Here is a 22,196-nt window from a genome sequence, read left to right as displayed (position 1 = left end):
TTAGCCGGTCAGTGTGTAGAGATCGGTCATGCAGCTGTCTTCTGCCTGGCATTGCTCTCGCTTCGAGATAACAACGAAAGCGAACGAACGATTTGATCTCACTCGCCCGTAGATTGCTCTTGCAAAAAAACTTGGCCTCCACTCTTAAAAACCCCGTAGATTGGGGAACTATAGAAGCTCCAAAATACTGAAGAGGACGTGCCAATACTTACTAATGTGTCGGGTTGGCAACTCCGGCCCGGGCATGAATTTTCTCGGCCGTCTCCTGTTTTGAGTGACCTCTACATGCGTTTACCGACACACATCAGGCATTTACAGACGTTAGTGGGCTAATAGATTGGCCGTGATCTTTGACACGGTCATCCTCGATAACGATTTTGCTGCTGGAGGAAATGTAGTACTCGTTTGTCTTTGCTAGACCTTGGACGACCATTAAATAGCCTCTTGAATCGCTACGCGTCCACGTGTCGCTATTACCTTGCTCTATTGGGTAGTAGTCCTCACTGGGGGTTGTATCAGTATGCCATGCACTTACTGCAACCTTGACAATTCTGCTTGCGCCGTTTGTGATTGTGATAGCCATATTTGCATTCCTTTTGGATTTTAAATTCCATGAGTTGGCTCCCTATTTAAAATAAAGCTGCAGACTTGCCACTGCTACAGAAAATCCGTAGTTAGGTTAACTCGCTGGCGCCATATTCAATTGATACTGGAGTCCAGCTCAATGCTGGACTCCAAGTAAAATGCAATGTGTTGCATGGGTTTATTGTTCTACCTGCTTCCGCAGTCAAGCTTACAGGCGGGAAAATGCAAGGTGTCATTACCTTGCCAACGCGTCGATTCTGACGAATGGTTAAATAAGATTTTGAAATAGTTGTTATTCACTCGAGTTCTTTCGCATAGGCCCATTGCCTAGTATTCAATCTGGAGTAAATAAGCACTTTAGCCCTCGCTGCTTCCACCCGGCTCGGCAACTCAATGATGGAAGTTTCTAGAGCCAGTTGGTTTTCGTAGAGCTTAGAGAGAATTGCGGAGCTGAAAAGATAAGGGCCTGCTCAGGTTTCCCTGGCAAGCCCTTGATATCTATGGTGCCCGAACCCGGAATCGAACCGGGACGCCCTTACGAGCGGGGGATTTTAAGTCCACGTACAAAGACATAAAAAACAGTAGGTTAGCGATATTTACGGTCCGCAATTGTACGTGGATGCCTCGCTTGTAGCCCTTTGTTTTTAAGGGCTCATTTTTAATTGCGGAACGGATTTTCACTTCGTGGGAAGCACCTTTAGGCCTTTGCGTCGCCGGATGTACTGCTCTGTCATGCCGACAGTTGTGTGCCCCAATTGATCTCTCGCATCGCGAATACTGCCAGTCGATTCCTCCTTGTCTGTTGCTGCTTTTGCGCGAAGGTCGCGCATCTGAAATGCAGACTTTTCAATCCCGGCCTTCATCCTGGCCGCGTCAAATCTCCCTCTGAGCATGCTCGTTGTCATCGCCTGGCCGTTGTCCATAACGACGAGCCTGGTTGAGCGAATCTTGTGCCCCTTTTTCCTTTCCAAAATGCGGTCAATAACCACCTTAAGCTCTCCTACGACCTCAATACGGCGTTTAGCGCTGGTTTTCCCTTGCTTGATCAGCAACTGGTTATCAAGCAGATCGCGTTCGTCCATCTTCAGCGTGTCACCTATGCGCTGAGCTGTGAGATAGAACAGGTCTAAGGCATCCTTGAGTGGCTGATCAGCGTGCAGATACACCGCCGCCAACATTTCGTCTTCGACGTAGGTGTCCCGGCCCGTCTCCTTGTTTCCTTTGATACCGGCGCACGGATTGGCCAGCGACGTATAGCCGCTCTGGCGTGCGAAATTCCAGATAGCGCTGAGCAGGGCCTTCTCTCGGTTGGCACGCACCTTCGCAGTCTTTGACCGATAACGCAGGTATTGAACGACATGCTTCGGCTCGATAGCCTCAAGCGGGCCGGGCGGATCATTGAAGAAAATCAACAGTTGTTTTAGCTCGCGGACGTTGTCTTTTTGTGTGTTCGGCGACTTGGTAGGCACCACCTCGTCCATATATTTGTTTGCGACGTACTCGAAGGTGAGCACCTGTGCGACGATTGCATTGGCTGCCCGGCTCTTTTCAAGCCGAGCATATTCAACGATTGCGGCTCCGTAGTCAGAACCCAGAGCGATTTCCTTTCTCGGTTTATCGCCTGCGTCGTAGTAGTAATAGACCCTTCCCCCTGGCCGCAGGCGCTTTCTAAGCCGAGGGATGCTGCCAGGGTTGGTCGGTCGTCTTGCCATTTACTGGATACCCATCCGTGGTTGCCATTCAGCCTTTTCTGGCTTGAGATCTTTCGAAATGACCATCAGCGATGCGGATATCACGCAAGGCCATCCGTTGCGCTTGATGGTGTGCCGTATACCGTTACGCGATAGGACCTGAATCTGGCCCGCTTTTGTTCTGGCGCCCGTCAATTCACAAACATCTTCGTGCGACAGAAAATGAATTTCCATAACTACCTCCCGCCGGCAGTGGGCCGCGCTGTCTTGATGATGTGGATTGCCAGGCCAAAGCTGATCAGCAGCCAGGCGCATGTGCCGGTGAAGGCGTAGAGCAGTGCCTCGGTGGTGCCGGTGACCAGCAGGTCGAGCCCGAGCCAGCCGAACCAGCCGATGGTTCCTGCCAGGTACAGAAAAGCGCCCAGCAGTATCAGGGTGAGTTTCATAGCGAACATGGGGTGTCCTTGCCGCGCTGGGCGGCAGAAGGTGGGTTAGGGTTAAAGCAAGGCGCCTTGCTTCGGCGCCGGCTCTGGGATTTGGTAAGTCCAGCGGGGAAGCGAATTGTGCGACTCGATGCGGCTGCGCATTACTGATGCGCGCGCCTCCTTGGTGGGCGGGGAGTAAGTGCCGCGCCAGGCTTGGTCGATCCCGATGTTCCGGCCGATGTTCGTGCTGTCTGCACTTGATAGGGGCAGGTGGCCGAAGATCGCTGGGTCGAGCATGCGCAGGCCGTGAAGCTTGCACATCGGCCTGCCGTCATCGTCGCAAACAACCCGCATCGCTTTTCCCATCTGCGCCCACCAGGCGGCGCTGCCTGGCTGCGAGTAATCGCCTGAGCTGCCGATACACACCCTTGGCCAACTGCTTGCCAGGCGCTCTAACCGATCAAGGCTTTCGTGCATGTGCCAGACGGGCGCACCAAACCATCGTGGCAGCGGCCATTCCTCGATCAGTGCATCATTTGCCGCCTCGTCTCCGTCGATCACATCAGGGATCACGGCGAAGTCGCAGGCGGGGATCAGCTTTGCGTCAGCGGCCCAGCGGTAGAACGGTTGCCAATCGGTAACCGGCTTACCTTGCTTCCAGGCTGAAAACGCTCCGTTGTCGATAGCAAACGACTGGCAGACTTGCGCAGCAAGTGCGAGTTGCCGGGGATCGCTGAAGCTGACGAAGGCATGGCCGCCACCAATCGCGGCGGCTGCGGCTGTCTCTGGCGTTATGGGCAGGCCGTGGTAATGGATCATCCGCTAAGCCTCACTGTTTCGATCTCAACACCCTGGTGCGTTGCGATGATGGTTTGGTCGCCGCCCAGCGATTCAGCTAGGCGATCGGCGATCTGTTCGTGCCAGCCCTTTTTGATCAGTGCCGTAGCTGCCCGGATGTGTTCGACATGGATCATTGCGGGAGACCGCAACTCAAACCGATAGATGATCGTTTCGCCGTCGGACGGGCAGACGGCTGCGAAGGTGTGTCGATAAATATTCACGCGCATACCTCGCCCGCCGCTCACCGGCAGGCATGTGGGGGGATTGGGGTTAGGCTGTTGCGAAAAGATCGAGTTGGTCGGATTCGACTTTCTGCTCTTGCTGGCGGAGTACTTCGAATTCGATGCGCGCCCGGGCGATCGCCGCGTACTGCTCGTCAATCTCGCAGCCGATGAACTCGAAGCCCTCGCGCATTGCTGCTTTGCCGGTGCTGCCGCTGCCCATGAATGGATCCAGCACTACGCCTCCCGGCGGAGTCACCAACCGGCATAGGTACGCCATGAGGTCGGTCGGCTTAACGGTAGGGTGGTTGTTGGCCTTGGTGTCGGTCGTCTCGACTTTACGTAGGGTGGTGCCCATCTTGAATTGGGGACCTGGGTTGACCATCCCTTCGTGCCGGTCGGTGCGGCAGGTCTTTGCACAGTAGAAGAAGCGGGCGGCGCTGCCGGTATCCAGGCGGCGATCGCCGGGCTTCATCTGAAAACCAACAATGCCGTTATTCCCGCTGTCGGCACTTGCTTCAGTGGCCCGTCCGCGCTTCATTGTGCCATAGCAGTTCTGCCCGCCCCGCTGGGTGTCGCTGGTGCTGGCGGCGGCGAGCTGGCCAGGTGCGTCTGGGAACATGGCCAGCACGGCATCACTTCCATCATGTATCAGATTTGCCGGCCATCTACCCAAGCAACTGGCCTTGTCGACATTGGCGGTTACTTTTTTGCCGTGGGCCGCTACGTGTTCTGCGTCATGCATCCAGGGCCTCACCCAGCCTTCCGGCTTGGACACTTTCCCGCTCTCATCGCCGCCGCCGAGCCGCTCGCCTGTAGGGTCTACACGGCAAGCATCGATGTTTAGGGCACCGGTACCGTGCTCGGCAACGTTCGATGCGACCGTTCCAGAGAACGGCTTGCGCGCCATGCAGATTGGTTCGTGCGCTGGCTTCAGCGCGGTACCCCATCCAGCATGATCGCCCTTCAGATTGTGCGACTTTGGGAAGCCTGAGCCAAACACCCACATGATCTGGTCGCGGATCTCAAACCCGGCCATTTCAATCCCAACTGCCATGTGGTGGTAAGTGCGCGCGGCCGCGAATGACAGTAGGTGACCGCCAGGCTTGAGTACTCTCAGACATTCGGTGGCCCACTCCAGCGTGAATGCCTGGAAAGCGCGCATACCCGCCGGCGTCAGGTCGTACTTGCCGGCCTCTGCAGCCACCGACCTGTGGCCGCCATTAGGGCCGCAGGCCGAAGCATGTGAAGGCATGCTGGCCCGGTAAGCGGCTCGAGCCTCGATGTCTTGGCCATCCCAACTCTTGCCCATGAAGCGAATACCGTAGGGAGGATCGGTTACCACGCTGTCGATACTGTTGTCAGGCAGCGACCGCATCGACTCAATGCAGTCGCCGATCAAAATAGGCATGACTTCGTCCTTGCCGCCATAGCGGCTATCAAATTCATAGAGGGGAGAGGTATCGTTGCCTCCTCAGATAGGGAGGTGCGATGTGGTCGTGCACGGAGTTGAATACCGGTTTTGTTGCGCCTCAAGCGTCATCGAAGGGCACGATGGACTTGCGATGGAGTGCTGGAGGGGTAACAACGGACCGTTGTTTGAGATATTTCGAAATGATGAAACGCTTCGATTCGAGGTGACTTTGTTTATACCGGACGTTCCGCTTGAGTTGCTTGAATACGCGGTCCCGATTGCCCGAGAGTGGTTGGGAGAGTTTGTACCCTATCCCTAATGCCGGGTTACTTGCCGCTATAGCGGCTGACTTTGAAGGGGACAGGGTGTTTGAGGTGACCTAGACCAAATTAATGGAACTGGTCAAACTTCGTTTTTTTAGCCAAGGAGCTACTCCGTTGAAAAAACAGGCAATCCCGGAGGGCATGAAGGTCGCTAGCATTTGGGCGGTTTGGGCGTTTGTTTCTATAGGCGCTATCGGCTGGGCGCTATTTGTTCTTTTGGAGGCTTTCGGTGTGCTGAAAGACGGTGCTGCCTGGGTTCAGGCGGTGGGGTCCATAGCTGCGATTTGGGGAGCGTTCAGCATCAGCAATCGGCAAGTGCGGAAAGAAGATGAGCTAAGGCACACGGAAAACAGAAACAAGGCGAGAGCACGATTGGGTGTTGTAAAAAATGTAGCTACGTATGCTGAAGCTCTTAGTAATTTTGTTGAAGGCGAGCCTTCGTCTACTCTATTCGCAGAGGTCTGGTCTAGCACTATGAGCTTCACTACGGGCGCTGCGATTGAGTCGTTGCGATGTCTGCCTGCTCACGATCTCGGATCGGATACTCAAGTTTTGATATACAACGAAATGTTAGGAGCATTTGCTCAACTGAGAAATCTGGCTGCGAAGTTCGCAGAAAGCAAGACGCATCACCCATTGATAACACTAAGCGCATATCGAGACATACAGAATCAAGCGAATTCGATTAAGGCGCTGTGGTTAGACTTTCAGGTGTACTTCAATAAGAACTCCTATTGACACAGAGGATACGGTCCCGCTTTATGGTCGAGAGGGGCATCGCTCTCAGGGCCTGCCAAAGCCGGGCGGGCTAATAGCTTGGCGACAAGGCGCCAGAAGAGATTGATCATGTTGGCTCCTTGTCATGACCTGGGCAGCCACCGCCGGCGAAATCGAAGCCTTCACACGGCGGGCCAAAGGGTAGTACCTCTTTGCCCTGGGCCAGCGCCTCGAGCAGATGATCCTTCGCCTCGTCGGCGGTGCACTCACGCCCATCCACGCGGAACATGCCCTTGAGATGGCGCTTGCTGAAGTCGCGGATTGCGCCGCGCACGCTCAGGTGAATGTGAAAGGTACGGCCGTGCGGTCCGAAAGGATCAGACGGTTTGTTTTCTGTAGGCATGGGGAGTCCTTGCCGGGCCATGCCCGGGCGGTGGAGTTGGGGAGTTGGAAAGAACCCAAGAGGAAGGGCAGGCCGAGATTTGAATTAATTGGGCACTTATAGACTACGAAGCCAAATTAGGCTTTGAGTCTTCCGAGGAAGCTCAAGATGAACAAACTGATAAAACTGATCACCGCCATCATTGTCCTGGCCGATGCGATTATTCGTACCGGTTGGCTTTGAGCTACGATGGCCCCTTCCTCTAAATGGGCTGGACCATGACCAAGCACGATATTTACGATGAGATCGAAGGCTTTCAGGTTTGGAACTACATGGAGTGCGATAAGGACGATGAGGGGCGGGAGACCTGGCGTATCAACGTCGAGGTAAAGCGCGGTGGTGAGGTGGTGGTGCCGGTTGTTGCGGGTGACCGAACCTATGTTGACCGTGGCCTGGCGCAGGTTGCTGGGCGTGAGGTCGGTGCCAGGCTTATTGCTGAAGGCGTTTAAGTCGCAACAGCCTGACGCTCGGCCACTCGCCATGGGTCGTTGGCCCTGGCCAGTGCTGCCATCGGCGGTGGGCTGACGCTGTTGCCGCACATGTGCACTTGCTGGGTTTTGGTGAACGGCTTGCCGTCGGCGCCGTGGCTGATGATGTAGTCGGCCGGAAAGCCCTGGGCCTTGTACAGCTCGGCCGGCTTCAGCATCCGCAGGCAGATGTCAACGATTACGTAGGGCGTGCCCTGAACCATCACCGTGACCATGGCCAGACGGTCCTTTGTGGTGATCGTCGGCGCCGGCGAGTCACAGGCGCTGATGTTCTCGGTTCCGTAGTAGCTGATCAGGAACGCCGCGACCCGCAGGGCCCCGGCTTCATGCTCAGGCGAGAGCGTGAGTGACACTAGCGAACTCTTGCCACCGCCGCCGGCCGTAATCGTCGGTGCCGGATCATCCAGGCCCTGGCCAACACTGCCACCGAAAGCCCGTTCCATGAACGCGCTGGCCAACCCGTGGTGCTGGCCGCCAGCGCTGATAGTGTGCAGCGGATCGTTCACATCCCGTGCATCGCAGTTGCCACGCAAGTGCACCAGGTTCGCCACGGCAAGTTGCTGCTGGCTGCCGGTATTGGTCACTGTGGTCATGGGTTCTTGCATGCCCTTCGCGTGAGTGGTGTTGAATCCGCCGTTCGCCTGGATCATTACCGCAGCGCTGACGGACTGGCCGCCGCCGCTTGCAGTGACAGTTCCCACCGGGCCGCAGATATCGTTCACCCCGTGGGAGCGGCGCTTGTTTGCGCCAGAGCCCTCGCCGTGCCCAGCCTGGACGATGCAGGCGGAAGCCAAGACGCGGTGGTTCTGCGTCATCAGCGTTCCCACCGGCTGGTCCATGCCCACCGGCTTGCCTGAGTACTCCGGGCCACCGGCCCCAACCATCAAGGGGCTGATCAGCGTCAGCTCGCCGCGGTTTGCGCAGGTCACTGTAGGCAGCGGGTCGAGCGGGTTATTGATTCGGTCACTGCCCTGGTGCGTTGCCGGTGCGATGATCGGGCTCACTACCGAGAAGGCACCGCCCCTCGGGTATGAGGTGACGGTGCGCAGCGGCTCGTCGGCCGACTGCACCGTTTCTCCTGACCAGTTGGCGATCGGCACAATGAACGGCGCCGCGCTGTCGATGACGAACTTCTTCATGCCCTTGGCTACGCGGCGCAGGGTGGCCGGGGCCAAGTCTTTCTTGCGGCCGAATATGCTTTTGCCCAGGTCGCTAAAGTCGATGCAGTCGGCGGCTGTTTTCCACTTCAACTGGCCCTTGGCGGGGTTCTTGGCGTGAGTTGGCTCCGGCCATACGATCGGCTGACCGTCGCACCGGGCGATCATGAACAGGCGTTCCCGGCTGGTCGGCGCGCCGAAGTCGCAGGCTTTGATGACTTTCCACTCAACGACATAGCCCATGCCTTCCAGCAAGGCGACGAAGCGGCGCCAGGTGCGGCCACGCTGCTTTGGGTCTGGGATCAGGAACTGCTGACCAACCGGCACCACCTCGCCAGGTGCCGCGATATTGCCGTCAAGCTTCACTACTCGTCCGGTGACCTTGTCGCGCTTGGCGATCAGGCGGCCCCACTGCAGGATCTGCTTCACGTTCTCCAGGCTGATGACCCGGGGCCGCTTCTTGCCTCCCCACTTCAAGCCGATCCACGACAGGTTGCGGATCTCGCGCTTGCGCGGCTGGCCGCCGGCGGCCTGGGAGTGGTGCGTGCAGTCCGGTGACATGTGGAACCAGCCGACGGCCTTGCCGCCGCATTCGGTGTCCGGGTCACCATCGAACACGTCGGTGGTGAAGTGCTTGGCGCCTGGGTGATTCACTGTGTGCATGCTGATCGCTTGCGGGCTGTGGTTCTTCGCCACGGTCACCGTGCGGCCCAGGCCCATTTCCAGCCCGGTACCGGCGCCGCCGCCACCGCAGAAGAAGTCGACAACGATCTCATCGTCCTGAGGGTTGAAGCCGAGTCCGTATTGGGTTTTGAAATCGAAGGGGTGTTTCTTCTGTTGTGCGGACATAGGGGATCCTCGCCGGCTGGCGTGATTCGTTAATTGGATTGATGATCTGCACTCAGTAAAAAACCTGATGGTGACTGCGGTGAGTATGTAAATTGATGTAGTAGAGATACGTCTGATAGGTGATGAGGTCGTGCGGATGATTAGTCGGCCTGCTGATGCGCTCGGAGCCAGAGTTCGCTTGGGTTCTTAAGCTGATCGCTGACCTAGCGCAGTTGTGAGTGTTAACATGAAGCCGCGGGCCTTAGAGGCAGACTAGGTGCGCTGAACCTTGAAATAGATAACGTTTTTTGCTTAAGTCCAAGTGTTTGAGGTTGGGGGCAGGCATCTCTAAAATAATTGTCCGTCGGGAAAATGAGTTTTTGCCGATTTATTCAATATAGGGGTTGAATCTATGTATACGGGGATAGTGCAGGGCACTGGAATAGTCTTGGATGTGAGATCTGGCGATGGCTTTAAGAGTCTGCTTGTTAGTAATCTAGGTGGATTGTTCAATGATGCTTTCGTCGGAGCAAGTGTAGCTATCGATGGAGTGTGCTTAACTGTTACTTCTGTCTTTGTAAACTCCGTTACTTTTGATGTTTCGGATAAGACGAATCTAAATACCTCAATGCAATATTTGAGCATTGGCGATGAGGTGAATATAGAGCGATCGCACATTACCGGCTCTGAGAACGGCGGGCACAGTCTCTATGGCCATATTGAGGGTGTCGCTGAGATAGTTGAACTTAAGAGTCGTGGGGAGACGGTGGATATGATACTGAAGCTTCCTCCGCTCGCTATTAAATATTTCTTCTCCAAGGGTTTTATCGGGATGCATGGCGCTAGTCTGACAGTTCATGATGTCGATAGACAAAAGAATCATTTGAGCGTTAGTCTAATTCCAGAGACAATACGCCTGACAAATTTCAGGCTTCTGCGTAAGGGCTCATTTGTCAATATCGAAGTTGATCATGCCACTCGCGTGATGGTCGATGCTATATCCGCAACGCTGAGGCCGTTACATTAGTACTTATTTTGAGCTACGACTTCGCCGGCTGGCGCTGTTCAGTGATATGGGGTATTACGGGTGACCGGCATGAAGCCGGATCAAGGAGAGAAGCATGTTTGAGCCATACGGCCCCAATGGTCCAACTAACGCATTCAGATACAAAGGCATACCCGTACGCTTCACCTATCGCGTGGACGTTGGTGAGTTTCACGTAGCTGAAATGGACATTGATGGCGTTCTTCCTGGCAAAACAGAAGAAAGCCGCTTCCATCGCCTTCGGGGGCCATGGAAAACCAGAGACGATGCCCTATCTGCTGCCCAAGATTGGACGCGGGGCTGGCTGGACAAGGTGATTTCCGGCGAGGTTAATCCGGATCGATGATCTCGTCGCCCGGGTCTTTCTGGATGGCGAGCAGGCTTTTATTGCGGAATTCCCGCGCCACAATTTCCGTAGGTTCGAAAACGTGGCGCGGCGGATTGAGCAGCGGCTGGCACTTTGCGGCGCCCATCGCATGCAGGTGATGAATCATCAACGTCATCGCCTCTCCCTGCTCAGTAATGCCGGACCACTCCATCAGGTCGGCCAGGGCCTGGCGGGTGCCGGGGCGAACCCTGAGCCTCAATTCCTCTTCGGCAAGTGCCACACGCTTTCTGGCAGACTTGGCCGAGCGTTCTTTCTGCGGTACTGCTGCCATGGCCTACCTCTTCTATTCCGCTGGCCGGCAGTGCTAGCCAGGTTTGTCGTTTGCGTTGCTGGATGCGGGCTATGCGGCGCATGAATCGACCTTCACCTGGTGCCAGGCGCCGACCGCTTCGAAGATCCGCGCGGCGTGCGCCTCGTCCAGCGATATCGCTTCAGGGATGGCGATCCAGCCCGAAGCCACCATCTGGCTTTGATTGGCCTCGTCGCGCAGCTTCTTGTAGCAATGCTCGATCACGTCTTCCAGGTGGTCGGAGAGGTAAACGCCATCGGGCGCCACCTCCACCGACTTGCTGTAGCGGTCGCCGCGGGCGTCGATGCAGAGGGCGCTGAGATAGATCGTCCACCGGTGGGGAATGCCACAGACGGCCTGGCCGATCTTCCCGGGCGCGATGTTCTTCAGCGACTTGTAATTGATCATGCCTTGGCGACCACTGGGGTCGATGTTGACCACCGCGACGTGGTTGGCGGCCAGCAGCGAGCGGCACGACCGAGCAATGCGCGCCTGGAGGTTGTGAGGCTTGCGCTTGCTCATAATGCCTCCGCGAGTTTGCGCAGCGCTTCACGCTCGGCCCGGGTGATGGGCGGCTTGCGGCGCTTGAGGATGGTGTCGGGGTCGATCTTGGCAGAACGCTTCGGCGGTAGCGGGTTGATAGATGGGCTATCGCCCTGGTAGATCGTTCCGCCAGCGGCCAGGAACTGTGCGGTGCGCTCCGATATTGAGTCGGCGTGCTGGCGTTGCTGTTCGACCAGGTTGAGGTGGTTGCTGATCATGGCTGCCTCACTTAATTCTGATTGAACTGTCGCCGCGCTCCAAGTGGGCCCAGGTAGGTTCGGGTAGAAGTTCGTGTTCAGCGTCTTCACCGGCTGTCATGCGCTTGCGCACCGCTTCGTTATGCTCGCGGGTCTCTTTAAGCTTGGCGGCGATGGCCTTTTTGTCGGGGGTGATGCTCGATTTCACCGACGTCAATTCGTCCGGCACGGCGTCTTCGTTGTCCACGATGACCCGTTCGATGCCCATGGCCAGAGTGATGGTGAAGAGCGGACGCTTGATCGACTTGATGTTGGCGGCTTCCATGTTGCGGCGCAGGTAGTCGCTGATCTGCGACACGCTGTTGGACTTGATCCGCTTGAGTTCAGCCAGGCGCTCGATTTCGTTGTCGATGGCCGTCACGTCGCTTTCGATATTGCGGCGCAGCATGACGATGTTGTCGGCCTTGTCGTTGAAGTTGCCTTGAACCTCGTCCATGGCGTGCTGCAGGGCCTCTTTCAAGCCTTCGTCGTCGGTGTCGGCCATTGCCTGGAGTTCGGCGAGCTTGCCGGTGAGTGCGTAGAGTTGAGTCATGCTGCGGCCTCCGTGCCTTTTTCAAGCACAGCTTTGCGCTCCTCGAATGCTCGTGTGATTCGCGCGATGAAGGTGGGTTCGTTGCGGCGAGTTGCCTCGCGGATGTATTTCACGTTCAGAAGCTTGAGTTCGTGAGTCGTGACGGCCTTGCCGATGGTTTCGACCGCTGAGGCAAGCCAGTCGACACGCTCTTGTTTTTGGCGAAGTATCTCGGCGTCCTTGTCCTCGGCCTTTTCAAGCTTGAACTCTTCGGTGATGGTGTCGACGTAGGCTGGATCGTCGAACATGCCCATGTAGATGTCGGCGGCGAACCCCAGAGGCTGCAGGCATTTACCGATGGCGTCAGTCAACGATTTTTTCGCCGCGTCCCAGTCGGTAAGAATTTTTCCCTGCTGCAGGTAGATAAATGGCGTATGGCCGTAGTGCTGAACCGTGCATTTCTGCCCAGCGTTGCCCAAGTACCAAAGTTCGATTTTTACGGTGTGTAGCTTCGCGCAGATCATCGGAGCCTCTGGCCACTCTTTCGTGGGCCCCTGGAGCGGTGCACCTTCGTCAAATCGATCCTCAAGGACGTTCCAACCCCAACCCTCACCACATGGGCCGAAAATTTCGGTCGCCTTGCGCATGAGATAGGTTGGCCTGATCGCAGTGCCCTTAAAACCACCTGCGCCAGTGTATTTTTTAGTCGCATCAGGGTCGGTCGTGTCGACCTGGTCCCAAATTCGCGTGTTCGTGGCCATGAGAAATCCTTGCCGCGACGATCGCAGCAGTGAGTAGGGGGGAGGGAAATAAAAGTTGATAAACATTCTTATTCGTATTTAAGATACGTAATAACATTTCAATTCATCGCAAGGAGCCTCACCTATGAAAGTGCTGTCCTCACTCAAAGAAGCTAAAAACCGTCACCGTGACTGCCAGATAGTTATGCGCCGCGGCCGGATCTACGTGATCTGTAAATCCAATCCAAAATTCAAAGCGCGGCAGGGCAGTGCGAAGAACAAGAACAAAGGCAAAGGCTGATCAGTTCGATTGCTGATCCTGCTGCTGAACCTTGTATCGCAGGACCTGGAGCACTCGACCGCCATAGCCAGGTTCTGCGTATTGCTCAACCGGTGCGCCGAAGAAGCCGCGCCGTTCGGCAAGGCTGTAGGCCTCGCGCAGGTTGTGAGCGCTGATATCTTCGAGCTGCTCGTCGATCAGTGATTTAACCGGTGCGGTAGTCATGCCTTCTCCTTACGCCGCCGGCTGACATCCAGGAGGCGTGCGCTATACCAATGAAATTCTTCTGCGTTGATGGCGCCTGAGGTGAAGTGGCGCACGATCAAACCCTCAGCCAAGATCTCGTCGAGAGCGGGCTTATCTGGATCTTCAAGCGCAAACAACGCTTTATCGATCTCAACGTAGGGGCTCACAGCTCGTTGTCCTCGGCCTGGGCGACAAGAGCGTCATCAGCCAAAGGTTGAAGGAGGCGTTCGGCAATCTCGCCGAGCTTCCCAAGTTGGTGGTCACTCCGGCCAAGCAGCTCCAGTGATTCCGATTTCACCCTCGAACCCGCCATCCCTGCGATCAGTAAGTAGCCCAGGGCTGGAGCGTCGACGCCGCAGTCGGCAAGTAGGTTGTTGGCGTACTCATCGACAGCCAGTGCAAACTGGTAGGCCGTGACGCCTTGCTGGGGGTGCAAGTGGCGCTTGAACATCACGCTGCCACCTCTGGCCAACTCTTCGGCTGCGTTGTACAGCCATTCGCTGCGAGCCAATTGCTGAGAGTTTTCGCTCACCGGAGGCGGTAGTTGTTCGTCGTGCTCAAACTGAGTCTTGCGTAGTGCTGACATGGTCGCCTCCAAGGTGGCGGGTTGTTCACCTTTATTCGTCAACACTCATGCGTCCCGCTGGTTGCCGATGGGCGCGGGGGAGGAGTGCTGACGTATAGAGGTGGGGAAGGTGAGGTGCCGGTCTTTCCCGGCTGTCATGGCGCTGGCTGTTCAGTCGTACAGGCCATAACTGAAATCGTGCTCGTCGCAATCGACCACCAGCTTGGCACCACCGAAGTAGAGGGCCGCAGTGAGCTTTTCCCACTTCTTGTAAATCATGAAGTTGCGGCCAATGGGTGCGCCGTCCAGCTTCGCGCTGTAGACCTCACCGAAGTCGTAGCCCTGATCGTTCTGGCCCTTGACGCTGATGCTGATCCGATTGGCCAGCTCCCATTCGGTGCGCTTGGTACCAGGGGAGTATCGAGATGATGAACTGCGCTCTTCCGGCTGTGGGTCAAAGCAGATGTGCATGTGCTTGCTGCTGCCGATGTAGTCGTTTTCAGCCTCGCGAATGGTGATGCACGGGCCTTCCCACTGCTCGTCTGTTGCGCGCTCTTTGTTTTCTTCGATGAAGGCATTCAGCAAATCGCTCAGGTTTACGAATTCCGGCACGATGTCGTCTTTCAGCGCATCGTCTATCGCTGCTTGCGAACGACGAAGCATTTCGCCAGTAACGCCAGAAGACTCCCACTGTGTTTTCAATGCGGTGGCGATCAGGTCGTTGTAGCGAGTCAGCTCAAACAGATCGCTCACGTTGGATGGAAGCGCGTCTTTAATGGCCTGGCAGACCAGCTTGCCCATGTCGCTGTAGCTGCGGAAATTTTCTTTGATGATGTCGGTGAACATGCTTTCCACATGTTTATCGATGATTTGGGCTGGCTTGGCGCTATCCGTGAAGCGGGTTACGCCTTCCATCAACATGGATTGAAGTGTTTGTTCGCTCATTTGATGCTCCGTGCTTGATCGGTTGTTTTCCCAATGGCCACCGCTCTGGATGGGCATCAGTGAAAAGGTCCGTTACAGATCTTTCAGGTGATGGCGTAATCGCTCCGCTCAGAAGAAGCCTGTATGCGACCGAATAACGCCGATTTCAGCCAGAGCCTTACGGTCCAGTAGGTATTCAGCGTCCAACTTGATGTGGTCGGCGATGAACGTCAGCTCGCGAGCCTTGTTCTCGTGTTCAGCCTGCTTATCTACCAGCGCTTTCTTCGGGTCACCATTCGAGTACTGCATTGCCCCGATCTGGGCATCCTGAAGACTGTTGTGTTGCTTGGCGTAAGCACCAGCACGCTCATGGTGGAAAGCTGCCTGCTTGTTGCAGAGGTCACGAAGCTCGGGGCCTGCGACGGTTACCTTCAAGCCGTCGATTGGAAAGCTGATTGCTTGAGCTGCTACTTCGGTCATGGTTTTCTCCAGGCAATAAAAAAACCGCCTCATGGGCGGCTGCGGTGCTGCGAGCTTTTCGTTACATCTGGTCCTCGGCGTAAATGGCAGCGCTAATGATCGCGCCACCTACCCGCCGCTTACCGTAGCAGAGCGGAACCGGGTTGCCGGACGCGGTGGTGTTCTTCGCGCTGCCGAACGCGTAGCCCGGTGTGTTCTCAGGCGCGGCGCTGGTCTTGAGTCCGCTAGCCTGAGGACTGAGCATTTGGATCACGCCGCCAGCGACAAGGCCAAGGCCCACAGGCATTAATACTTGAAAACCAGGGATGAATGACACGGCAATCAAAATGGCCCCGACGATGGTCTGTAAAAGACCAGATCTCTTGCTGCCGGTTACCACCGGAACGACTCTAATGACCCCTCGACCTTGAAATCCCAGCTCGCCTTCGCCGATATTTTTCTTTCCGCGAAATACAGCGAACTCCAGACCTCTAGACTTGGCATTCGACAGGAAGCGCTCGAAGCCTGGGATCTGAACGCAGAGTGCTTTAATGGCCTCTGCCGGACTACGAATAGAAAGCCTGTATTCTTTCCCAAACTGCCGCAGCAGGCCGCCTAGCCGTATCGTTTCGAGCGGCGAGTATTCAATAGCAAGTGCTGACATAGCTTTTCTCCAAGTGTAAAAAAACCGCCCGAAGGCGGCTCCGTACCGTTAAATAATTTACAAGCAACTATTAAACGATTTTCTCAGTTCGCTGCGCCCAACCTGCTGCCATGCCATGCGCTGATAGAGCTTTACAGCGCTGCCTGTGGAGTTCAGCTTGATATCAAGCACGTCGTCTGTCTGGCCATTCATTTCGCTCCCCGCAACGACTCGATAGCCGTCAGTCGTCTCGCTCATGATTGAGCTGGAGCGATAATCCTGCCATGCAGGGAACACACATAATGCATAGGCCTTCGGGCTCTTCTTGGTAGTTGCCGAAAGTTCTGGCGCGCCCCTCAAAAGATCAGAAGGCGTTGTGCATCCCGATAACAATGCTACTGCCAATCCTAAAGCCACGATCCTCATAGCAATCCCTCCATGTCAAAGGAGGGATCGTATCATTGACAGGCTTACAGCCTTAAGCAGTCATGGCTCCAGCGACAAACCCGAGCGCCGTCATGACATCTCTTTTTATGTTGAAGGTTCGACAGATGAACAGCATGTTGTTTCCATGCTTGGAGTCATCAAGCATTTCCTTCACCTCTTTAGCCACGACAGATCTAGAGACAATCATGTTGATCTGAACCTCGCAGCCTTCAGCGGTTGAAGCATCATCCCATCCGACTCCGTCGAAGTCTTGGGTTACCGTCGCCCTCATCTGCTTGCCTTGATAATGAACAACGAGAATCTCGGTTCCATTGCGATGTGGAGATTTTGCGCGATTGCTTACTGGATTCATTACCTTCTCCCGTGAGCCGTCTGACTCTCTGCTTTCCGCAAAGTCCTTCTCAAGGCTTTCTGGAGAGCGTCCTGCCCGCTGGTAACGGGCAGGTATCTCGATTCCTTGCATAGGTCAACGGTCGCTTTCCCGTTGATGTTTTTCGGTGTGCCTGGGGTCATGCCGCCATTAGCCATACACCTACTCAACACCACGCAGCCTCTCCAGCTACGCCCTCCGAATGAGGTCTCCTATGCCCAGCGCCGACATGAGGTCGAATCGCTGCGTACCGTTGCGCGGTACGTCCGCTGGCTATGCATCGGCTAGCTCGGCGTCCATCAAGTTTTTAAAGAGCGGATCGATTGGCCGCCTCCTGTTGAGGGGAGATGCCGTCTCGATGAACAAACATTACCGTACGGTAATTATCCAAGTCAATACCGATTGGTAATTAAATTGTTGCGGCCACAAATAAGCCCGCTCAGTGGCGGGCTCTCAGATAGTGGCGTTCTGCTAGAATGCGCCGACAAAACCTAAGGGGAATCGAATGAAAAGGATAATCGCCGCAGCGACAGTGTTATTCACTCTGGGTGGCTGCGCAGCAGGCCCAACGTGGCAAGCGACTGGAACCACGGACGAGTTCACTGACAAGACCACGATGATGGTGACTACGAGTGAATTTCCGGCCTCCGGCTCAATCGTGACAAGATCTCTTCACTTCTATCCAGTGATTCGAAAAGAGGGCGACGAGATCTATGTGGGCCTAATGTCTGGAGGTCGGTTCAAGATTCCTGTTGGTACGGTCCAGCTGCGCATTGATCAGAACGAGGCTTGGACCATCACTCCACAGGAAACGCCTGTCAGCATGATGCCTTCAGCACCTCAATATGCCTTGAGCCTTCCGGCCGAGCAGGCGGCTATTGTCAAGCAGGCCCAGGATCAGGCCATGCTCAACGTGACCCAGTTGATGAGCCCGTACACGGTTACCGGAGGCGCCAAGGCCAAGAAAATTCTGAAACAGATGCTGGCAGGGCATACCCTGAAATATCGCACCGTAGGCATCAACCAGGCAGCATCGACTACGGGAGAGGCGTTGATTGATCCGACTCTTATCGATGCGCTCAGGGTAATCGGGATCAATCCGGGATTGCTGTAAGCCGCCCGCAAAAATGCCCGCTCAATGGCGGGCTACGGATTCAGACCGAACGCGGCATCAGTCAGGCTGGTGCACATTCAGTCGAGCCAGGCCCTGCTTGATGTGTCCGGCGTTATCGCCGATCACCCTTAAGACCTCTCGGACATTCTCGCCTACATCGGCGCTACCTCTTTGCTCAACCCACAGGGTCAGCTCCATGGTCGCGGCTTCCAGAGCAATTTGGTTTTGGTAGATGCGTTCGAGCATATCGGGGAGGGAAGTAGGGGGAGGGTATGGCGTCGTCCCCAATTGAGGGACTAGATAGCGTAGACCACGGAATTGAAGGCAAAGAAAAGCCCGCGATGGGGAGGGCGGGCTTAAAGGTGTACTTAGGAGATGGAGGAAACAAAGCTTCTGAAAGACGAACGGCGGCGAATAAGCTAAATGATCGGTTAGGGGGTGGGGTAACACCCATAAAAAAAGCTCTCTGGGAGTAACCCGGAGAGCTTTTTGGGGGAGGAAGCTACCCGGTCAAAAAATGAAGGGCAGTCCAAAAATCGACGCTTATGCGACTCCATTCGCATCGACCTCGTTTTTTTATACCCTCGGCAGGGTTGGTGTCAACCTGTTTTTAAGTATTATCATCCAGGATAAAATCAATCGTTCCTCGAATTTCCGGTGTTGCGTTAACGAATTTGATTCTTTTGAAAGCATTCATTCCCAGCCCTTTGATCGGCGAAGCTAACAACGCGCTTAAAAAACTGTGGGGGGAGCTCTTAACACCATCAAAATCAATGACGATAGTTTTTCCTTCATCCAATGCTGGAAAAATTCGCTTGTCTCTAAATTTTATCGCTGCTTCCTTGTCTTCTGCGTAGTTCCCAAAGAAGTTATTTATGCCGAAAAGGGACCTAGCCTCCTCTTCTCTTGTGTCGCCCTGCTTTTGTTCTTTATCTGCAGCATCTCTGAATTCTTGCATGATTTTATGCAAAAGAAATGAAGGGTTTTTCTCTAGCCTTAGCGACACTAGTACTAGCGTGCCTGGCCATGGATTGGTTAGTTTTCGCTGAGTCATGTCACGAGGTGATATGTGGACCAGCCCGTTGTTGGAAATGATGTGCATATCAGCATTTAGGCGTCTGATGATATTTGAGGAGATATATAAACCCATTCCAGCATTGTTTTTGTTTCTGTAAGGATCATTTTTTCCGAAGGTACCAGAAACTTTTGATCTTAAAGCAAGCATAATTGCTTCTTCGTCTGACTCTTGACCCGGAAATGCCTGTTCGATGTGCTTCTTAATTCCTACGCCTAAATCTGCAATAATGAACTGAATTTCGTTTCGTTGTTGATACCAGGTGAACTGAACTAGAGATGGTATCTGCATGAAGCCATTTCTCATGTAGCACGGCCCGTGCTCCATTGTGTTGTAAAGAAGCTCGCTCAATACGTAGCGAAGGGTGCCTTCATACTCAACGTTAAATCCCTTTGTATAAGTTTTAGCTGACTCAATTACAGTTTTGAAGTCGTTGATCTCTCGGACGGCAAATAAAGGCTTGAACATATGGCCTTTGAACTGCTGTCCTTTGTTGAATAGGACAGAAAAAGCACCTCTAGCGCCCATGGAACGCCACATGCTACTTGCACCTGTCGTCTTCTCATTTTCCAAGAAGGTGACCTTGCACCCTTGGGCCTTTAGTCGCCAAGCGTAGATGGTTAGTAAAGATAGGGCTTGATAGTTTGCTGTATGGCACTGTGTCAAATCAATTGTCACAGGAGTATCATGGATATCCCAGTCGAAGAAGCCGAGCAGCCTATTGAAGTCATAAACGTCATGCTCTTTGAATGAGAATCTGGGCGGTAATACAAAGGTTTTTGTTCTTTGATTTTCCAGTATTTTCTTCAATTCAATAAGCTGCTCGTTATGCATCATTCTTCAATCCTTGAGGTATTCCTTCGGAGCCATTATATGAAAGGCTCTTTAGCTATGATGGACCATCACAGTGAAAATGGCCGTTTGTTGTGCTCGCAATATAATCTACTACACCTGCACTGACTAGAAACTGTGAGAAATGGCGAATTGGAAGATCGTAACTCAAAAGAATTTGTCGATCCCCAGCAAGCCAGCTTCTGCATGCCGATCTTCATCGCGGAAGGCAGAAACGTCCATTCCAGCCTGCTCCGCCAGTTTTAGCTGGTAACCCCACCAACTGATTCGATGTTGTTTCGCCTCTTTCGCTAAAGCTTCTTCAAGACGCTGGCTTCGGTACTGCTCCCTAGTGAAAGGGGAGAATTCATCGTCGCTCAGCGCTTCTATCTCCCTAATCAGCTCTGGGTGGGTTTCAAAGATATGAATGATGGCGTTTGTTTGAATCTCATTTCTAGTCGTCATAAACCAACCTATTACACGCTTAATTTAGTCAACTCGAATTGTCTACAGCCTCCCAGCACGCCAAACCTTGCGCTTACTTTAGCGTCGCCGCGCACAATCCTTCCCGCCTTCACCTCATCTGCATAACCCACCAACCTGTCAGCTTCTCATAAAACGTACCCACCAGTCCCATCAGGGCTATGGCGTCTGCATCGCTGAGTTTTTTTGAGAGCTTGACCAGGTCGATACAGGACTGTTCAAGGTTGAAGGCAATAGCCTTCAGATCGCGACGTAGCCGCTGGTTGGGTTTGGTGAGGGACATGGCGTCGGCCTATAACTTCCGCGCATTCCAGACAAGCAGAACACGAGCCTGAATATGCACTTTGGCGAGCATATCGCCCTCAATCATGATTGCGGGGTACACAGGGTTATCTGAAATCATGCGCAGGGAGCCGCCAGTCAGGCGCTGAAGCCGCTTAATGAAGAGCTCGCCCTCCAGCGTGAAGACATAGATCGCATCGGTTCGGATCTCGGTGATGCCACGATCTACCAGCAGAGCGTCGCCGTTACGGAACGTGCCCTCCATACTGTCACCGTCGCCATCGATGATGGCCAGGTTCTCCAGCTTCGAATATGACAAGCCCTGAGTCTTAAGCCAATCAAGGTGGACGGTAATATCCCTGATGACCTCGATATGGTCTGGCGGAACCCGCCCCGGCCCCATCGAACCAGCTACGTCAAGCTGGGGAATGGTGATGAAATTGGCGTCATGAGATTTTCGACGAGAATCGATAGGAATCACGTTGCTCTCCTTGGCATGACCGTCACCAATCGGCGCATCTAGCGCATATCTGGCGAGCCCAAACTCGATCTCGATTTCCCTAGCGAAGTCTTCTCCGATGGTTTTTGCTCCATTTTTTTCTGGATCAAAAAGACATCTCGATATGAAGTTTTGAGGCTTCTTCAACTTTTCTGCTAGGCGCGACTGTGCGCCGCGAGCGCCAACCCCGTACTCGGTATCCATCAGCTTTTTTAGGTTGTGCCTGCGCACTTCGCGAATATCCATCTTGCGATTCTCTACGGGTCATTACTCATTGGTAAATGACCATGCGGTATTGATTAAATGGTTACCGTGCGGTAATAATTGCGTATCACAGAGGAGAACCGTGATGCGAACTAAGCACACCCAGCTTTTGGAGTGGCTCAAAAGCGCTTCCGACGACGCCGTCGAGCGCACCGGGACCTCTCGCGGCTACTTGAAACAAATTGCGTATGGGAACAAGCAAGCATCCGCCGCGCTTGCGGTTTCGCTTGAGCGTGAGTCGGCGGGCACCCTGAGTCGCCGGTCGTTGCGTCCCGCTGACTGGAATCTGATTTGGCCAGAGCTTGCCTCCGCCGCCTGACATCCCTGTCCGCCGTTCCATTGAAGCCAGATTAGAAGAGAGCAGTCCCCATGCAAACGTCCAGTTCCAGACACACCGTACAAACCCGTGATCAGGTGCTGGTCGCTCATGCTCAAAACCAGATCGCCCGCACCAGCTTGAGCCAGGACGACTTCGCCCAGGCGTTGAGCCGCGAACTGCACTTGTCGATTCCTGATCGTGCCAAGAAGAAAGACGTCCCCGACTTCAATTCTGCGGAGCTGACCGGCGACGTGAATGAGTTCGTGAAAGCAACCGGCCGCTGGCTCAAGCGTGTTCAGCGCTGGCTGTCCGGCGATCAAGAAATGCCGTCCTGGCTGGAAGAGTCGTGGGTCAACGCCCTTGAGCCTGAATACCGAGATCACTGCCTGAACGAGCTGGCGAGCCGCCACGGCTTAACCGGCGCCCGTCAGATGACCAGCGACCAATGCGCGAACAAAAGCTTCGGTGCGCTGATCCGCGCGCTCGGCGAT

At 54.6% G+C, this 22,196-nt stretch carries 35 protein-coding genes; 8 read left to right on the top strand and 27 right to left on the bottom strand.

Going from position 1 to position 22,196, the window contains the following annotated elements; genetic code table 11:
- Nucleotides 1-304: 304 nt before the first annotated feature.
- The 7 genes from E4O98_RS18645 to E4O98_RS18615 form a co-directional block, all read right to left on the bottom strand.
- The gene (locus E4O98_RS18645) at nt 305-583 is read right to left on the bottom strand and encodes a hypothetical protein (RefSeq protein WP_228308391.1); all 279 of its coding nucleotides are present in this window, start codon (nt 581-583) and stop codon (nt 305-307) included.
- A gap of 679 nt (nt 584-1,262) precedes the next feature.
- Entirely contained in the window at nt 1,263-2,297 is a 1,035-nt protein-coding gene (locus E4O98_RS18640; protein ID WP_248135923.1) for a tyrosine-type recombinase/integrase, read from the bottom strand.
- The gene (locus E4O98_RS18635; RefSeq protein ID WP_194438020.1) at nt 2,298-2,510 is read right to left on the bottom strand and encodes a DUF4224 domain-containing protein; all 213 of its coding nucleotides are present in this window, start codon (nt 2,508-2,510) and stop codon (nt 2,298-2,300) included. It lies immediately after the preceding gene.
- A gap of 2 nt (nt 2,511-2,512) precedes the next feature.
- Nucleotides 2,513-2,731, bottom strand: coding sequence for a hypothetical protein (locus E4O98_RS18630; RefSeq protein ID WP_194438021.1), 219 nt, complete (start codon nt 2,729-2,731; stop codon nt 2,513-2,515).
- Between the two features lie 42 nt (nt 2,732-2,773).
- The gene (locus tag E4O98_RS18625) at nt 2,774-3,520 is read right to left on the bottom strand and encodes a hypothetical protein (protein ID WP_194438022.1); all 747 of its coding nucleotides are present in this window, start codon (nt 3,518-3,520) and stop codon (nt 2,774-2,776) included.
- Complete coding sequence (locus tag E4O98_RS18620) at nt 3,517-3,768, bottom strand: hypothetical protein (protein ID WP_242462603.1); 252 nt, start codon at nt 3,766-3,768, stop codon at nt 3,517-3,519. The genes E4O98_RS18625 and E4O98_RS18620 overlap by 4 nt, the downstream gene beginning before the upstream one ends.
- A 43-nt stretch (nt 3,769-3,811) precedes the next feature.
- On the bottom strand, nt 3,812-5,173 hold the full coding sequence (locus E4O98_RS18615; RefSeq protein WP_248135921.1) for a site-specific DNA-methyltransferase: 1,362 nt from the start codon (nt 5,171-5,173) through the stop codon (nt 3,812-3,814).
- Between the two features lie 395 nt (nt 5,174-5,568).
- Here E4O98_RS18615 and E4O98_RS18610 point away from each other — a divergent pair, with 395 nt between their 5' ends.
- Nucleotides 5,569-6,237: a hypothetical protein gene (locus E4O98_RS18610; protein WP_248135919.1), complete on the top strand. Its 669-nt coding sequence runs from the start codon at nt 5,569-5,571 to the stop codon at nt 6,235-6,237.
- A gap of 106 nt (nt 6,238-6,343) precedes the next feature.
- On the opposite strand, the gene E4O98_RS18605 is transcribed toward E4O98_RS18610, so the two are convergent.
- A complete protein-coding gene (locus tag E4O98_RS18605) occupies nt 6,344-6,619 on the bottom strand; it encodes a hypothetical protein (protein WP_248135917.1) in 276 nt (91 codons plus the stop codon).
- A 257-nt stretch (nt 6,620-6,876) separates the two neighbouring features.
- Between E4O98_RS18605 and E4O98_RS18600 the strand changes: the two genes are divergently transcribed.
- A complete protein-coding gene (locus E4O98_RS18600) occupies nt 6,877-7,107 on the top strand; it encodes a hypothetical protein (protein WP_248135915.1) in 231 nt (76 codons plus the stop codon).
- Here E4O98_RS18600 and E4O98_RS18595 read toward each other — a convergent pair.
- Nucleotides 7,104-9,152 carry a DNA cytosine methyltransferase gene (locus tag E4O98_RS18595; protein WP_248135913.1) on the bottom strand — a complete coding sequence of 683 codons (2,049 nt, stop codon included), beginning with the start codon at nt 9,150-9,152 and terminating at the stop codon, nt 7,104-7,106. The genes E4O98_RS18600 and E4O98_RS18595 overlap by 4 nt on opposite strands.
- Nucleotides 9,153-9,543: 391 nt before the next feature.
- Here E4O98_RS18595 and E4O98_RS18590 point away from each other — a divergent pair, with 391 nt between their 5' ends.
- Nucleotides 9,544-10,158 (top strand): riboflavin synthase subunit alpha, encoded by a 615-nt coding sequence (locus E4O98_RS18590; protein WP_194438034.1) that lies wholly within the window; start codon nt 9,544-9,546, stop codon nt 10,156-10,158.
- Nucleotides 10,159-10,252: 94 nt separating this feature from the next.
- Nucleotides 10,253-10,522: a hypothetical protein gene (locus tag E4O98_RS18585; protein WP_248135911.1), complete on the top strand. Its 270-nt coding sequence runs from the start codon at nt 10,253-10,255 to the stop codon at nt 10,520-10,522.
- On the opposite strand, the gene E4O98_RS18580 is transcribed toward E4O98_RS18585, so the two are convergent.
- From E4O98_RS18580 to E4O98_RS18560, 5 genes are all read right to left on the bottom strand, one after another.
- Nucleotides 10,506-10,835 (bottom strand): hypothetical protein, encoded by a 330-nt coding sequence (locus E4O98_RS18580; protein WP_248135909.1) that lies wholly within the window; start codon nt 10,833-10,835, stop codon nt 10,506-10,508. The genes E4O98_RS18585 and E4O98_RS18580 overlap by 17 nt on opposite strands.
- Before the next feature lie 69 nt (nt 10,836-10,904).
- Entirely contained in the window at nt 10,905-11,375 is a 471-nt protein-coding gene (locus tag E4O98_RS18575; protein WP_248135908.1) for a hypothetical protein, read from the bottom strand.
- The gene (locus tag E4O98_RS18570; protein WP_248135906.1) at nt 11,372-11,614 is read right to left on the bottom strand and encodes a hypothetical protein; all 243 of its coding nucleotides are present in this window, start codon (nt 11,612-11,614) and stop codon (nt 11,372-11,374) included. Before E4O98_RS18570 ends, E4O98_RS18575 begins: the two co-directional genes overlap by 4 nt.
- Before the next feature lie 7 nt (nt 11,615-11,621).
- A complete protein-coding gene (locus tag E4O98_RS18565) occupies nt 11,622-12,185 on the bottom strand; it encodes a siphovirus Gp157 family protein (RefSeq protein ID WP_248135903.1) in 564 nt (187 codons plus the stop codon).
- On the bottom strand, nt 12,182-12,925 hold the full coding sequence (locus tag E4O98_RS18560) for a hypothetical protein (RefSeq protein ID WP_248135900.1): 744 nt from the start codon (nt 12,923-12,925) through the stop codon (nt 12,182-12,184). Before E4O98_RS18560 ends, E4O98_RS18565 begins: the two co-directional genes overlap by 4 nt.
- A gap of 124 nt (nt 12,926-13,049) precedes the next feature.
- Here E4O98_RS18560 and ykgO point away from each other — a divergent pair, with 124 nt between their 5' ends.
- A complete protein-coding gene (ykgO, locus tag E4O98_RS18555) occupies nt 13,050-13,205 on the top strand; it encodes a type B 50S ribosomal protein L36 (RefSeq protein WP_019816741.1) in 156 nt (51 codons plus the stop codon).
- Here the strand turns inward: ykgO and E4O98_RS18550 are convergent, their stop codons facing one another.
- The 8 genes from E4O98_RS18550 to E4O98_RS18515 form a co-directional block, all read right to left on the bottom strand.
- A complete protein-coding gene (locus tag E4O98_RS18550) occupies nt 13,206-13,409 on the bottom strand; it encodes a hypothetical protein (protein ID WP_248135899.1) in 204 nt (67 codons plus the stop codon).
- Entirely contained in the window at nt 13,406-13,597 is a 192-nt protein-coding gene (locus tag E4O98_RS18545) for a hypothetical protein (RefSeq protein WP_248135897.1), read from the bottom strand. The genes E4O98_RS18550 and E4O98_RS18545 overlap by 4 nt, the downstream gene beginning before the upstream one ends.
- On the bottom strand, nt 13,594-14,016 hold the full coding sequence (locus E4O98_RS18540) for a hypothetical protein (RefSeq protein ID WP_248135895.1): 423 nt from the start codon (nt 14,014-14,016) through the stop codon (nt 13,594-13,596). The genes E4O98_RS18545 and E4O98_RS18540 overlap by 4 nt, the downstream gene beginning before the upstream one ends.
- A 150-nt stretch (nt 14,017-14,166) precedes the next feature.
- On the bottom strand, nt 14,167-14,940 hold the full coding sequence (locus tag E4O98_RS18535) for a hypothetical protein (RefSeq protein ID WP_248135893.1): 774 nt from the start codon (nt 14,938-14,940) through the stop codon (nt 14,167-14,169).
- Between the two features lie 108 nt (nt 14,941-15,048).
- Nucleotides 15,049-15,399 (bottom strand): hypothetical protein, encoded by a 351-nt coding sequence (locus tag E4O98_RS18530; RefSeq protein ID WP_248135890.1) that lies wholly within the window; start codon nt 15,397-15,399, stop codon nt 15,049-15,051.
- A gap of 61 nt (nt 15,400-15,460) precedes the next feature.
- The gene (locus tag E4O98_RS18525) at nt 15,461-16,042 is read right to left on the bottom strand and encodes a tail assembly protein (RefSeq protein WP_248135888.1); all 582 of its coding nucleotides are present in this window, start codon (nt 16,040-16,042) and stop codon (nt 15,461-15,463) included.
- A 57-nt stretch (nt 16,043-16,099) separates the two neighbouring features.
- Complete coding sequence (locus tag E4O98_RS18520; RefSeq protein ID WP_248135886.1) at nt 16,100-16,447, bottom strand: hypothetical protein; 348 nt, start codon at nt 16,445-16,447, stop codon at nt 16,100-16,102.
- 52 nt (nt 16,448-16,499) lie between these two features.
- On the bottom strand, nt 16,500-16,820 hold the full coding sequence (locus E4O98_RS18515; RefSeq protein ID WP_248135884.1) for a hypothetical protein: 321 nt from the start codon (nt 16,818-16,820) through the stop codon (nt 16,500-16,502).
- A 523-nt stretch (nt 16,821-17,343) separates the two neighbouring features.
- Here E4O98_RS18515 and E4O98_RS18510 point away from each other — a divergent pair.
- Nucleotides 17,344-17,952, top strand: coding sequence for a hypothetical protein (locus tag E4O98_RS18510; protein WP_186558667.1), 609 nt, complete (start codon nt 17,344-17,346; stop codon nt 17,950-17,952).
- 57 nt (nt 17,953-18,009) lie between these two features.
- Here the strand turns inward: E4O98_RS18510 and E4O98_RS18505 are convergent, their stop codons facing one another.
- From E4O98_RS18505 to E4O98_RS18485, 5 genes are all read right to left on the bottom strand, one after another.
- Nucleotides 18,010-18,198: a hypothetical protein gene (locus E4O98_RS18505; RefSeq protein ID WP_248135882.1), complete on the bottom strand. Its 189-nt coding sequence runs from the start codon at nt 18,196-18,198 to the stop codon at nt 18,010-18,012.
- A gap of 364 nt (nt 18,199-18,562) precedes the next feature.
- Complete coding sequence (locus E4O98_RS18500) at nt 18,563-19,864, bottom strand: DUF4325 domain-containing protein (protein WP_248135880.1); 1,302 nt, start codon at nt 19,862-19,864, stop codon at nt 18,563-18,565.
- Nucleotides 19,865-20,026: 162 nt separating this feature from the next.
- Nucleotides 20,027-20,323: a DUF6388 family protein gene (locus tag E4O98_RS18495; RefSeq protein ID WP_248135878.1), complete on the bottom strand. Its 297-nt coding sequence runs from the start codon at nt 20,321-20,323 to the stop codon at nt 20,027-20,029.
- Nucleotides 20,324-20,432: 109 nt separating this feature from the next.
- The gene (locus tag E4O98_RS18490; protein ID WP_348984635.1) at nt 20,433-20,624 is read right to left on the bottom strand and encodes a hypothetical protein; all 192 of its coding nucleotides are present in this window, start codon (nt 20,622-20,624) and stop codon (nt 20,433-20,435) included.
- A 9-nt stretch (nt 20,625-20,633) separates the two neighbouring features.
- A complete protein-coding gene (locus E4O98_RS18485; protein WP_186558673.1) occupies nt 20,634-21,368 on the bottom strand; it encodes a S24 family peptidase in 735 nt (244 codons plus the stop codon).
- Between the two features lie 103 nt (nt 21,369-21,471).
- On the opposite strand from E4O98_RS18485, the gene E4O98_RS18480 reads away from it, so the two are divergent.
- Together E4O98_RS18480 and E4O98_RS18475 are read left to right on the top strand one after the other, a co-directional pair.
- Entirely contained in the window at nt 21,472-21,705 is a 234-nt protein-coding gene (locus E4O98_RS18480) for a hypothetical protein (protein ID WP_186558675.1), read from the top strand.
- Between the two features lie 50 nt (nt 21,706-21,755).
- A partial coding sequence (locus E4O98_RS18475; RefSeq protein WP_248135875.1) for a hypothetical protein occupies nt 21,756-22,196 on the top strand: 441 nt, incomplete at its 3' end.

The organism is Pseudomonas sp. W2Jun17 (genome assembly GCF_023127795.1).
GTDB classification, from domain to species: domain Bacteria; phylum Pseudomonadota; class Gammaproteobacteria; order Pseudomonadales; family Pseudomonadaceae; genus Aquipseudomonas; species Aquipseudomonas synxantha_A.
This window is presented reverse-complemented; position numbering and strand designations above follow the sequence as displayed.